Annotated in this window: 12 protein-coding genes and 2 tRNA genes; 11 read left to right on the forward strand and 3 right to left on the reverse strand. The window is 41.8% G+C overall.

Translation table 11 applies throughout. The annotated features are described in order from the left end of the window. Nucleotides 1-58: 58 nt before the first annotated feature. The 6 genes from CE058_RS07360 to tsaD all read left to right on the forward strand — a co-directional run bounded on the left by CE058_RS07360 (nucleotide 59) and on the right by tsaD (nucleotide 3,170). Nucleotides 59-132 (forward strand) — tRNA-Met (locus tag CE058_RS07360). A gap of 3 nt (nucleotides 133-135) precedes the next feature. Continuing rightward, a tRNA-Asp gene (locus tag CE058_RS07365) sits at nucleotides 136-212 on the forward strand. A 307-nt stretch (nucleotides 213-519) separates the two neighbouring features. After that, nucleotides 520-975, forward strand: coding sequence for a tRNA (adenosine(37)-N6)-threonylcarbamoyltransferase complex ATPase subunit type 1 TsaE (gene tsaE, locus CE058_RS07370; RefSeq protein WP_163141673.1), 456 nt, complete (start codon nucleotides 520-522; stop codon nucleotides 973-975). Then, nucleotides 972-1,676, forward strand: coding sequence for a tRNA (adenosine(37)-N6)-threonylcarbamoyltransferase complex dimerization subunit type 1 TsaB (tsaB, locus tag CE058_RS07375; protein WP_163141676.1), 705 nt, complete (start codon nucleotides 972-974; stop codon nucleotides 1,674-1,676). The genes tsaE and tsaB overlap by 4 nt, the downstream gene beginning before the upstream one ends. Before the next feature lie 16 nt (nucleotides 1,677-1,692). Then, the gene (gene rimI / locus CE058_RS07380; RefSeq protein ID WP_048010898.1) at nucleotides 1,693-2,142 is read left to right on the forward strand and encodes a ribosomal protein S18-alanine N-acetyltransferase; all 450 of its coding nucleotides are present in this window, start codon (nucleotides 1,693-1,695) and stop codon (nucleotides 2,140-2,142) included. Beyond that, the gene (gene tsaD, locus CE058_RS07385) at nucleotides 2,142-3,170 is read left to right on the forward strand and encodes a tRNA (adenosine(37)-N6)-threonylcarbamoyltransferase complex transferase subunit TsaD (protein WP_163141679.1); all 1,029 of its coding nucleotides are present in this window, start codon (nucleotides 2,142-2,144) and stop codon (nucleotides 3,168-3,170) included. Before rimI ends, tsaD begins: the two co-directional genes overlap by 1 nt. Before the next feature lie 224 nt (nucleotides 3,171-3,394). Here tsaD and CE058_RS07390 read toward each other — a convergent pair whose 3' ends face one another. Then, the gene (locus CE058_RS07390; protein ID WP_163141682.1) at nucleotides 3,395-5,320 is read right to left on the reverse strand and encodes an ABC transporter ATP-binding protein; all 1,926 of its coding nucleotides are present in this window, start codon (nucleotides 5,318-5,320) and stop codon (nucleotides 3,395-3,397) included. Nucleotides 5,321-5,511: 191 nt separating this feature from the next. On the opposite strand from CE058_RS07390, the gene moaC reads away from it, so the two are divergent. Next, nucleotides 5,512-5,994 (forward strand): cyclic pyranopterin monophosphate synthase MoaC, encoded by a 483-nt coding sequence (gene moaC, locus CE058_RS07395; protein ID WP_163141685.1) that lies wholly within the window; start codon nucleotides 5,512-5,514, stop codon nucleotides 5,992-5,994. A gap of 27 nt (nucleotides 5,995-6,021) precedes the next feature. After that, nucleotides 6,022-6,666: a redox-sensing transcriptional repressor Rex gene (locus CE058_RS07400; protein WP_163141688.1), complete on the forward strand. Its 645-nt coding sequence runs from the start codon at nucleotides 6,022-6,024 to the stop codon at nucleotides 6,664-6,666. 23 nt (nucleotides 6,667-6,689) lie between these two features. On the opposite strand, the gene CE058_RS07405 is transcribed toward CE058_RS07400, so the two are convergent. Then, nucleotides 6,690-6,881: a YdiK family protein gene (locus CE058_RS07405; protein ID WP_048010893.1), complete on the reverse strand. Its 192-nt coding sequence runs from the start codon at nucleotides 6,879-6,881 to the stop codon at nucleotides 6,690-6,692. Between the two features lie 43 nt (nucleotides 6,882-6,924). After that, nucleotides 6,925-7,650: a CPBP family intramembrane glutamic endopeptidase gene (locus CE058_RS07410; protein ID WP_163141691.1), complete on the reverse strand. Its 726-nt coding sequence runs from the start codon at nucleotides 7,648-7,650 to the stop codon at nucleotides 6,925-6,927. Between the two features lie 315 nt (nucleotides 7,651-7,965). On the opposite strand from CE058_RS07410, the gene groES reads away from it, so the two are divergent. The 3 genes from groES (at nucleotide 7,966) to nikA (ending at nucleotide 11,814) form a co-directional block, all read left to right on the forward strand. Further along, complete coding sequence (gene groES, locus CE058_RS07415) at nucleotides 7,966-8,250, forward strand: co-chaperone GroES (protein ID WP_009336289.1); 285 nt, start codon at nucleotides 7,966-7,968, stop codon at nucleotides 8,248-8,250. Between the two features lie 60 nt (nucleotides 8,251-8,310). Further along, nucleotides 8,311-9,942, forward strand: coding sequence for a chaperonin GroEL (groL, locus tag CE058_RS07420; protein WP_048010891.1), 1,632 nt, complete (start codon nucleotides 8,311-8,313; stop codon nucleotides 9,940-9,942). A 243-nt stretch (nucleotides 9,943-10,185) separates the two neighbouring features. After that, nucleotides 10,186-11,814: a nickel ABC transporter substrate-binding protein gene (gene nikA / locus CE058_RS07425; protein ID WP_163141694.1), complete on the forward strand. Its 1,629-nt coding sequence runs from the start codon at nucleotides 10,186-10,188 to the stop codon at nucleotides 11,812-11,814. Nucleotides 11,815-11,832 lie beyond the last annotated feature (18 nt).

Here is an 11,832-nt window from a genome sequence, read left to right on the forward strand (position 1 = left end):
AGTAGGACGCTGCCGGGCGAAACAAATTTGTGATACAAAATCACAAGAATAATATTATCGCGGGGTGGAGCAGTTCGGTAGCTCGTCGGGCTCATAACCCGAAGGTCGCAGGTTCAAATCCTGCCCCCGCAATCTGGTCCGGTAGTTCAGTTGGTTAGAATGCCTGCCTGTCACGCAGGAGGTCGCGGGTTCGAGTCCCGTCCGGACCGCCATTTTATAGTTCTAAAAAGTAAAACGAAACTTAGTTTCGTCTTTTTTTATGCCTTTTTAACCTAAGTGTATAGGATATTAATATTGAAAATAGCTTACTTTGCCCATTGCTGCAAAATAAGGTAAACTACATATAGACTATTCTCCTTAGGATTTATCCTAAGGTTTTTTTGTAATCTCGGAATTCAGATCGTTGAATTTCGAGAACTGTCCTGCCCTATCGCCAGCTGCCTCGAGGCGGCGCGGGTGGTAAGCGTTTGTGCTTTTTCTTTTCGTTTATAGATTAGACCATAAAAGGTGTTGAAACATATGAGTCAGTTTGAGTTTATCTCAAAGAAGCCAGAGGATACGATGGGGTTTTCGGAAAAGCTTGGCAGCCTGCTTCAGCCGGGGGATGTCCTTGCTCTGGAAGGAGATTTGGGTGCAGGGAAAACGACATTCACCAAGGGACTGGCCAAAGGGCTTAATATAACCCGGAATGTAAATAGCCCTACTTTTACGATTATTAAAGAATACCACGGAAGATTACCCCTTTATCATATGGATGTATATAGAGTTGAAGATTCCTTTGAGGATTTGGGGTTTGATGAATATTTTGATGGCAATGGGGTCACAGTTGTAGAATGGGCCCATCTTGTTAAAGAACAGCTGCCCGAAGAGTTATTGACGATTTATTTATTTCTTGATGATCATGACTCAAGAAGGCTTGTGCTGGAACCCCAGGGCAGAAGATATGAGGAATTGTGTAAGGAGATAATGTTATGAAGGTTTTAGCCATTGATACATCCAATTACCCTCTGGGAGTAGCTCTTCTGGATGGTGATCAGGTTATAGGTGAGTATATTACAAATGTAAAAAAGAATCATTCTGTCCGGGTTATGCCGGCTATTGATATTTTAATGAAAGATTGCGGTATTAAGCCAGCTGAATTAGATAAAATTGTTGTTGCGAAAGGGCCTGGGTCGTATACAGGAGTGCGTATCGGGGTAACGATTGCAAAAACATTGGCATGGACTTTAAATAAACCGCTGGTTGGGGTATCAAGCCTTGAAGTATATGCGGCCTCGGCGGGCAGATACTTTAATGGCGTCATATCACCTTTGTTTGATGCCAGGAGAGGGCAAATATATACCGGCCTGTATCAATATAGGGAAGGACAGTTAGTTTCACTGATCAAAGACCAGCTCTTGCTTTCAAAAGCTTGGGCAGCCATGCTTTCAGAACAGCAGGAAAACGTTCTTTTCATCGGGAATGATTTGCCCTTACATCAAGATGTATTTGCAGAATTCCTTAAAGAGCGGGCAGTGTTCGCTTCACCTGCAGAGCATAATCCCAGGCCGGCCGAACTTGCTTTATTAGGAAGGGACCGCGAGGCTGAGGATGTCCATTCTTTTGTACCTAATTACATTAGGATTGCGGAAGCTGAAGCTAATTGGATAAAAGCAAACAAGGAAAAAAAGTTATAGATGAGGAAGCGGACGTATGAATAAATCCTTAACTTTCCGTTTGATGAATGAAGAGGATATTGATGATGTTTTGGAGATCGAACACAAATCTTTTGCAACCCCCTGGAGCAGGGAGGCCTTTTTTAACGAATTAACACATAACCAGTTTGCTTTGTATGTTGTTTTAGAAGAAGAAAATAAAGTAATAGGATACTGTGGAGCATGGATAGTCGCAGATGAGGCTCATATCACAAATGTTGCGCTGCTCCCTGAATACCGCGGGAGAAAACTTGGAGAAGCTTTGATGCGGCAGCTAATGGAACTTGCGTCTGAAATGGGAGCCATCACAATGACTCTGGAAGTAAGAGTATCCAACTTCACAGCTCAGTCCTTATACCGAAAGCTTGGTTTTCAAAACGGAGCCATCAGGAAGAACTACTACACTGATAATCAAGAAGATGCTTTAGTAATGTGGGTGAATTTATAATGAAAAAAGATCAATGGATCATGGGGATTGAAACCAGCTGTGACGAAACGGCTGTAGCCATCATTAAGAATGGGCGCGAAATTGCAGCCAATATCGTTGCATCCCAAATTGAAAGCCATAAACGTTTTGGCGGAGTAGTTCCCGAAATAGCTTCCCGTCATCATGTTGAACAGATAACAATCGTACTGGAAGAAGCATTATATAAGGCAGGCATCACATATTCTGATCTTTCAGCAATTGCTGTGACCGAAGGACCTGGCCTTGTGGGTGCGCTTCTGATTGGGGTTAATGCCGCAAAAGCAGTAGCGTTTGCTCACGGCATCCCGCTGGTAGGCGTGCATCATATTGCTGGCCATATTTATGCAAACAGACTGGTGGAGGAAATGGAATTCCCGTTACTTTCACTGGTAGTCTCTGGCGGACATACCGAACTGGTCTATATGAAGGAACATGGACATTTCGAAGTAATTGGCGAGACAAGGGATGATGCTGCAGGAGAGGCATATGATAAAGTTGCCCGAACCTTAAATCTGCCATATCCGGGAGGTCCTCACATTGACAAACTCGCACATGGAGGAAACCCAACTATTCAGCTCCCAAGAGCCTGGCTGGAAGAAGGTTCATACGATTTTAGCTTCAGCGGCTTAAAATCAGCAGTTATCAACACTGTCCACAACGCTGAACAGCGTGGCGAAAAGATAGTACCGGAGGATTTGGCGGCAAGCTTCCAGGATAGTGTTATTGACGTTCTGGTAACGAAAACAGAAAGAGCAGTTGAAGAGTATCAGGTGAAGCAGCTGCTGCTCGCAGGCGGGGTTGCGGCGAATAAAGGACTTCGGGCTTCTTTGGAAAAGAAGTTTGGAAATAGAGCCGATATAAAGCTCATTATTCCACCCTTATCTTTATGCACAGATAATGCAGCAATGATAGCAGCTGCAGGAAGTGTTCTGTTTGAAAAAGGACAATTCGCCGGCCTGGACTTAAATGCTAATCCCGGTTTGGATATTACTATCCACAATGATAAATAATTAGGTAAAAGTCCCCGACAGCATAGGGGACTTTTTCTGTGGATAAAATCATTAATTTCAGAAATTTATGTTGATAATGTGGATGAAATCAGCTTGAATTGTGGATAATGTGGAAAAGTCTGTGGAGAGTACGTATAACTGCGTTTTTCTTGTGATTATCTCTGTGGATAATAAAAAAGACTGGCAGTGACTATTCTACCAGTCTAAAAGTTATGAATATTATTTTAATCCTCTTCAGCTAAAAGCGTCCATTCTTCCATCAATTCTTCCAGCTTTGCTTTTGCTCCATCCGTTTCATTCGTAATTTCCATCACCTTTTCATGGTTCTGATAAACATTCGGATCACAGAGAAGCTGATCATTAGCATCTATTACTGTTTCTAAGGCTTCTATTTGTTCTTCAATTTCTTCCATTCTTCTTTTTCGCTGGCGTTCGAGCTTTTTAGCTTCTTTATCCAGCTGATAATTATTTTTGTCCTGCTTAACAGGCAGCGATGCGGTGGTGTCAACTTGCTCATTAAGTGCAAGCAATTCCTCCTGCTCCTGCTTTTTTTCTACATAATAATCATAATCGCCAAGATATTCAGTTGCCCCGCTTCCAGAAAGTTCAACTACTTTTGTTGTAATTCTGTTGATAAAATAGCGGTCATGAGAGACGAAGAGAATGGTACCGGGATAATCGATCAATGCATTTTCAAGAATTTCCTTGCTGTCCAGGTCCAAGTGGTTTGTAGGCTCGTCCAGGATTAAGAAATTGGATTTCTGCATCATAAGCTTTGCAAGTGCGAGCCGGGCCTTTTCACCGCCACTCAGTGTTGAAACGGTTTTAAGAACATCATCACCGGAGAAGAGAAAGTTCCCAAGTATGGTCCTGATTTCTTTTTCCGGTTTCAGCGGGTATTCATCCCATAATTCGTTCAGGACTCTTTTGTTGCTTGTGAGCTCTGCCTGTTCCTGGTCATAGTAGCCAATTGTCACATTGGAACCGTACTGAATCTCACCTGAAAAAGAAGGGATTTTTTTGATGATGGTTTTAAGCAATGTGGACTTGCCGATTCCATTTGGTCCTACTAGTGCAATGCTGTCGCCTCTTGCCAGCCGCATTGAAATATTCTCGCTGACTTTCTCTTCATAGCCTATAGCTAAAGAATGGATATTTAAAACCTCATTGCCCGACTGACGCTCGATGTCAAACCCAAAGGAAGCTGATTTCTCGTCTCCAAGCGGCCTGTCCATCACGTCCATTCTGGCCAGCTGCTTTCTGCGGCTTTGTGCCCTTTTGGTTGTGGAGGCCCGGGCGAGGTTTCGCTGAATGAAGTCCTGCAGCTTAGCGATTTCTTCCTGCTGTTTTTCGAATTGCTTCATTTCTTTTTCAAAATTCGCCGCTTTTTGATCCAAATAGGCACTGTAGTTTCCTGGGTACTTTCTTATTTGGTGGCGGGAAATCTCGTAAACCTGGGAAACGACCTTATCAAGGAAATACCGGTCATGTGATACGATTAGAATAGCACCGCTGTATCCCTGCAGGTATTGTTCAAGCCACGATAATGTTTCAATATCAAGGTGGTTGGTAGGCTCATCCAGAATTAAAATATCAGGCTTTGTGAGCAGAAGTTTACCAAGGGCCAACCTTGTTCGCTGTCCGCCGCTCAATGACGAAATTTTAGTATCATAGCCCAATGAGCTGAAATTGAGTCCATGGAGAATGGAACGGATATCTGCTTCATATTGATAGCCGCCATTTTCTTTGAAATCAACCTGAAGTTTGTCGTAATCTTTCAATACGCGTTCATAGGCATCAGAATTACTGAGGATATCGGGATCTGCCATTTGTTCTTCAAGGCTGCGGAGCTGTTTTTCCTGGTTCTGCAAATGACTGAAAACAGTCAGCATTTCATCCCAAATGGATAATTCCGATTCCAGTCCGGTATTTTGTGCAAGATAGCCAATGGTTACTTCCTTTGGCTTTATAATCTCACCGGAATCATATGCCATGTGTCCGGCAATTATTTTTAGAAGGGTGGATTTTCCTGCACCATTGCGCCCTACAAGGGCAATCCGGTCCCTGGTTTGTACTTCAAGCTTTATATTCGTTAAAATGGGATCAGCGCCAAAACTTTTTGCCAGCTGATTGACTTGTAATAGTATCATGTTCTTTCACCTCGGGTATAGAGTAAGTGTAACTCATTCATATATGTTCGGCAATAAAGGAGACAGGACTATAAGCTCACCTGAAGGGCATTGAATCATAAAAAAAGGTAAATAAATATGTGAAGAACCTTACAAAGCACATACAAAGTAACGGAAAAATAGTGTATGATTTTGAAGAGAGGTGTTTTTAAATGGCGGATTTTACTCATTTTAATCAAGAGGGCAGGGCAAAAATGGTAGATGTCAGCGATAAGCCTGAGACGGCGAGGACGGCCATCGCTCAGTCAAGTATTACGGTGAATCAGGAGATATACGAGAAGATCACATCCAACTCCATGAAAAAAGGGGATGTACTTGCTGTTGCACAAACGGCAGGCATTATGGCGAGCAAGAAAACATGGGACATTATTCCGATGTGCCATCCGCTGCCGCTTAAAGGTGTGGACATTTCATTTTCATGGAAAGCAGAAGAGGAAGAGTACGACCTCATCATTACGGCTTCTGTTAAAACAAAAGGAAATACGGGTGTGGAAATGGAAGCGTTAACAGCTGCTTCTGTCTGTGCGCTGACCGTTTATGATATGTGCAAGGCTGTAGATAAAGGAATGGTAATTGGGCCAACCTTTTTAATAGAGAAAACAGGCGGCAAAAACGGAGATTTTAAACGAAATTAATTCATCATAAGAAATGGGGATGGACGAATGGCCAATGAACCAATTAAGATACCGCAGGCAACAGCTAAACGGCTGCCTTTATATTACCGCTTCCTAAAAAACCTTCATTCCTCCGGCAAACAAAGAGTCTCATCAGCAGAATTGAGTGAGGCGGTTAAAGTGGATTCTGCAACGATTCGCCGTGACTTTTCGTACTTCGGTGCGTTAGGGAAAAAAGGCTATGGATATAATGTGAATTACCTGCTGGGCTTCTTTCGGAAGACTCTTGACCAGGACGAGCTTACCAAAGTCGCTTTGGTCGGGGTAGGGAATTTAGGAACGGCTTTTCTTAACTATAATTTTCTTAAAAATAATAATACGAAAATAGAAGTGGCATTTGATGTGGATAAGAGCAAGGTTGGCACGAAAATCGGCGAAGTGGCGGTCCATCATATGGATGACCTTGAAGAAGTGATTGTTAAAAATAATATTCAGGTGGCGATTCTAACGGTGCCGGCACCGCCTGCCCAGGCTATTACCGATCGGATGGTGAATGCGAAAATAAAAGGAATCCTTAACTTTACACCTGCGAGGCTCACTGTGCCGTCCTCGATTCGGATTCACCATATCGATCTGGCAGTGGAATTGCAGTCATTGGTTTATTTTCTGAAAAATTATCCTGAAGAAGTGTAAAAAAAAATGAGCCTTTTGCGGGCTCATTTTTTCATTTTAAAATGCTGGCCAACCATCCGGAGACCGGTGGCAAAATCAAATGTGGCAATTAAGATTAGAAAATAAGTAAAGAATCCCCAGGTTTCTTCCCGCTGGGTATTCTGGATGGCTATAAAGGTGAAAAGACATCCGAGAAGGATGTAAATAAAGCCTGAAAACAAAGGTGTGCTTCTCATGATAATCCCCCAGTACGTTTAAAACTCCAAAACATTTCTCCAGCTAGAAAAAGCTGATAAAGCTCTGCATGTTTTCCATTTCCTTTAACCACTTTTGTATATTATCCTGATTCAGCTGAACAACCGCAACGAAGGTGTTCATCGCTACATGTGCAAAAATCGGCACGATGATCCGCTTTGTCTTGACATATAAAAAGGCAAAGGTGAATCCCATTGCTGAGTATAACAGTACATGTTCAGGCTCAAAATGGGCCAGAGCAAAAATGACCGAGCTGATCAGGGCTGAAAGGAAGAAGTTGAAGCGCTTGTGAAGAGAGCCAAAAATAATCTTTCTAAAGACGATTTCCTCAAGGATTGGCCCGATGACCGAACTGATTAAAATGACAATTGGCGATGCTTCAATAATCCTAATAATCTGCTGTGTATTTTCAGATCCCATTTCAATGCCAATCAGGTTTTCAATGCTTGCAGCAGTAGCTTGAGCAATCAGGGCCAAGAATATCCCTCCAATAGCCCAGCCCACAGAGCCTGCAACAGAAGAGGCATCCCTGTCCAGTCCCCGTTTCATTTCTTTCCTTAGTAATAGAAGCGTAATGATCAGCGTGATTGTGAAACTGATTACGAGCCAGTAAGCCACTGCAAGAATCTGCATATTCTCCGGATTCTGTCCCAGGGCATCGGCAGCTAATAAAACGAGCGGAACGCCAAATAAGCTTGAAAGCTGCATGGCAATATAGGCGATTAATATAATCCAGTATTCCTTCTTCAAAATGGTTTACTCCTTAATCTGAGTGTTGGAAACAAGTCCTAAAGCCATTGTACTCTTTATATGGAGCGGGTTTCAAATATCAGCATCAAGGAGAGACCTGTTTTGGTTAAAATATGTGTTTCTGCAGCATACTTAAGAGGTTGTCCGTGTCGAAAAATAGCGTGCAGGCGCGAATGAATTTTTTTATAAAAAATTTAAGCTTCACCCTTGCAAATAGAAAAGAGATTCATTAATATAATAATTGTGTTAGCACTCATACAGAGAGAGTGCTAATAAATAAAAATATTTACATATTATTTGAGGAGGTTGTTTCACTTGTTAAAGCCACTAGGTGATCGAATCATTATCGAGCTTGTTGAAACTGAAGAAAAAACTGCAAGCGGCATCGTACTGCCGGACACTGCTAAAGAGAAGCCTCAAGAAGGCAAAGTTGTAGCTGTGGGAACTGGTCGCGTTCTTGAAAATGGTGAGCGTGTTGCCCTTGAAGTTGCTGACGGCGACCGTATCATCTTCTCAAAATATGCTGGTACTGAAGTAAAGTACGAAGGCAAAGAATATTTAATTTTACGTGAAAATGACATTCTTGCTGTAATTGGCTAATCGCCGTTCCAGACAGATTATTAAAAGATAAAGTTAAAATTTTTGAGGAGGTTTTTATCAATGGCTAAAGAGATTAAATTTAGTGAAGAAGCCCGCCGCGCGATGCTTCGCGGTGTGGATTCCCTTGCAAATGCGGTAAAAGTAACTCTTGGACCTAAAGGACGCAACGTGGTTCTTGAGAAGAAATTTGGTTCTCCATTAATCACTAATGATGGTGTGACAATTGCGAAGGAAATCGAACTTGAAGATGCTTTCGAAAACATGGGTGCGAAGCTTGTTGCTGAAGTAGCAAGCAAAACAAATGATGTTGCCGGTGACGGTACAACAACTGCAACTGTTCTTGCTCAGGCAATGATCCGTGAAGGCCTTAAGAACGTAACTGCAGGTGCTAACCCAATGGGCATCCGCAAAGGAATTGAAAAAGCGGTTTCAACTGCTGTTGAAGAGTTAAAAGCTATTTCAAAACCTATCGAAAACAAAGAGTCTATCGCACAGGTTGCTGCGATTTCTGCTGCTGACAATGAAGTTGGCCAGCTGATCGCTGAAGCAATGGAGCGCGTTGGCAACGACGGTGTTATCACAATCGAAGAATCTAAAGGATTCACAACTGAGCTTGATGTGGTAGAAGGTATGCAATTCGACCGCGGATATGCTTCTCCATACATGGTTACAGATTCTGATAAGATGGAAGCGGTTCTTGAAAACCCTTATATCTTAATCACTGATAAGAAAATCACTAGCATCCAGGAAATCCTTCCTGTACTTGAGCAGGTTGTACAGCAAGGCAAGCCATTATTGCTTGTAGCTGAAGATGTTGAAGGTGAAGCACTTGCTACACTAGTAGTAAATAAGCTTCGCGGAACATTCAATGCAGTAGCGGTTAAAGCTCCTGGCTTCGGTGACCGCCGTAAAGCTATGCTTGAAGATATCGCGATCCTGACTGGCGGTGAAGTAATCACTGAAGAGCTAGGACGTGACCTTAAATCTGCTACAATCGATTCTTTAGGACGCGCTTCTAAAGTGGTTGTTTCAAAAGAAAACACTACGATCGTTGAAGGTGCTGGAGACAGCGCGCAAATCGGCGGCCGTGTGAACCAGATCCGCACTCAAATGGAAGAAACAACTTCTGAATTTGACCGCGAAAAATTACAAGAGCGCCTTGCTAAGCTAGCTGGCGGTGTGGCAGTGGTTAAAGTTGGTGCTGCTACTGAAACTGAATTGAAAGAGCGCAAGCTCCGCATCGAAGACGCCCTTAACTCTACACGTGCAGCTGTAGAAGAAGGAATTGTTTCCGGTGGTGGTGTTGCCCTTCTAAACGTATACAACAAAGTGGCTTCTATCCAGGCTGAAGGGGATGAAGCAACAGGTATTAACATCGTACTTCGTGCGATGGAAGAGCCTGTACGCACAATTGCTCACAATGCTGGCCTTGAAGGTTCAGTTATTGTTGACCGCTTAAAGCGCGAAGCAGTTGGAACAGGCTTCAACGCTGCTACTGGCGAGTGGGTAAACATGATCGAAGCTGGTATCGTAGACCCAACTAAAGTAACTCGTTCAGCTCTTCAAAACGCTGGATCTGTTGCGGCTATGTTCTTAACAACTGAAGCAGTTGTTGCTGACAAGCCAGAAGAAAATGCTGGCCCTGCAATGCCTGACATGGGCGGCATGGGTGGAATGGGCGGCATGATGTAATAGCTGCTCAAACCCTTGATATAAAAGGATTCTTGAGTGAAAATGCTAACATAATGTAAAATATAAAGAGGCTTTTCATTAGTTGACAAAACTATGGAAAGCCTCTTTATTTATGATTGAAATAGTAAAAATTAAAAGTTTGACTATATTGTAGAAAATTTGAAATTATATTGACAATAAAATTTGTAAACTCTATCATTGATAATAGTTATCATTTTCAACTAAGAAGGGGAGCAAGTTTTTATGTCAAACCGTAAAAATAAAAAACGATTTTTACATATGTCAGCAATCATTCTTATTTTATCCATGGCTTTACTTGGCTGCTCAAGTGAAGCAGTAAAAAATTCAGGTGATCCTTCCAGTGAAAGCAGCAATATGATTACTTTTGCTTGGCCTAGAGATATAGGGGATTTAAATCCACATCTTTATAATCCATCTCAATTATTTGCTCAATCTATGGTATTTGAGCCATTAGTAAGCTACCAAGATGGAGGCGAGCTAAAACCACATTTAGCAGAATCCTGGGAAATTTCCGATGATGGAAAAGAATATTTGTTCAACCTGCGTCAAGATGTGAAATTTTCTGATGGTACACGTTTCAATGCAGAAATTGTAAAAAAGAATTTTGATGCTGTATTAAACAACTTAGATTTACATAGTTGGTTAGGATTTATTGCAAAGGTTGCTAAAACTGAGGTTATTGATGAGTATACGTTTAAATTGACATTAAACGAACCGTATTACCCAACTATTCAGGAGTTGGCTGTTGTGCGCCCTGTCCGATTCCTAGGGGAAGCTGGTTTTCCTCAAGATGGAGACACTTCTAAAAGAATAGAAAAACCTGTAGGGACAGGTCCATGGGTATTGGATGAATATAAAGTAGATGAATTTGCTATTTTTAAACGCAATGAAAATTATTGGGGTGAACTCCCAAATGTAGAGAAAATAAAAGTCAAAGTCATTCCTGACGCTGAAACACGGGTACTTGCTTTTGAAAAAGGCGAGTTAGACCTTGTTTATGGTGAGGGTGTAATCAGTTTAGATTCTTTTAAACAATTAGAATCAACAGGTTCCTATGTGACAAGTATTTCTGAGCCAGTCGCTACGAGGCAATTAGTGATGAATACGAATAAAGAACAGCTTTCCGATTTACGTGTTCGTCAAGCATTGCATTATGGATTTAATAAACATGCAATGGTTGAGGGCGTGACTTCTGGATTGGAAGAGAAGGCTGATTATATCTTACCGACAAACTTCCCATATACTTCAGATGTTGATGCAACTAAGGTTGAATTTAATGTGGAGAAAGCAAAACAACTATTGGATGAAGCAGGATGGAAGTTGTCAAAAGGCAAAAATGTTCGTGAAAAAGATGGAAAGCCGCTTGAAATTGAGTTAATGTATAACTCTGCCGAATCAATCCAGAAAACAATGGCTGAAATATTACAGTCTGAGTGGGCGGGATTAGGTGTAAAATTAAATATTGTCGGAGTTGAACTTACAACTCAAGTTGAGAGATTCAAAGCGAATGAGTTCGAAATGAATTTCTTTAGTAACTATGGTGCTCCTTATGACCCGCATACTTTTGTAAACATCGTTGCTACGGAAGGATTTGGATTTAGAGAAGCTATTTCAGCTTATCCTAATAAAGAGGAATTACTGAATCAAATTGCAGAGGTTCAACGAACAACTGATGAAGCAGAGCGTCAACAGCTATACACTGATATTTTAGGTTCACTGCAAGAGCAAAGTGCAATTGTACCGATTTCTTATATTAAGAAAATAGCAATCTATCAAAAGGATGTATCTAATTTTACATTCCCTGCTAACCGGGATGAGCATCCGTTTAAAGGAATTAGTGTCAACAAGTAAGCGACAGGAGAGGTTTTT

This window comes from Bacillus sp. 22-7 (assembly GCF_010628845.1).
Lineage (GTDB): Bacteria > Bacillota > Bacilli > Bacillales > Cytobacillaceae > Cytobacillus > Cytobacillus firmus_B.

Coding starts and splice junctions, on each gene's coding strand:
- moaC (WP_163141685.1), top strand. CDS start 5,512: ATGGCGGATTTTACTCATTTTAATCAAGAGGGCAGGGCAAAAATGGTA.
- groL (WP_048010891.1), top strand. CDS start 8,311: ATGGCTAAAGAGATTAAATTTAGTGAAGAAGCCCGCCGCGCGATGCTT.
- CE058_RS07390 (WP_163141682.1), bottom strand. CDS start 5,320: ATGATACTATTACAAGTCAATCAGCTGGCAAAAAGTTTTGGCGCTGAT.
- CE058_RS07405 (WP_048010893.1), bottom strand. CDS start 6,881: ATGAGAAGCACACCTTTGTTTTCAGGCTTTATTTACATCCTTCTCGGA.
- tsaD (WP_163141679.1), top strand. CDS start 2,142: ATGAAAAAAGATCAATGGATCATGGGGATTGAAACCAGCTGTGACGAA.
- tsaE (WP_163141673.1), top strand. CDS start 520: ATGAGTCAGTTTGAGTTTATCTCAAAGAAGCCAGAGGATACGATGGGG.
- tsaB (WP_163141676.1), top strand. CDS start 972: ATGAAGGTTTTAGCCATTGATACATCCAATTACCCTCTGGGAGTAGCT.
- CE058_RS07400 (WP_163141688.1), top strand. CDS start 6,022: ATGGCCAATGAACCAATTAAGATACCGCAGGCAACAGCTAAACGGCTG.
- rimI (WP_048010898.1), top strand. CDS start 1,693: ATGAATAAATCCTTAACTTTCCGTTTGATGAATGAAGAGGATATTGAT.
- nikA (WP_163141694.1), top strand. CDS start 10,186: ATGTCAAACCGTAAAAATAAAAAACGATTTTTACATATGTCAGCAATC.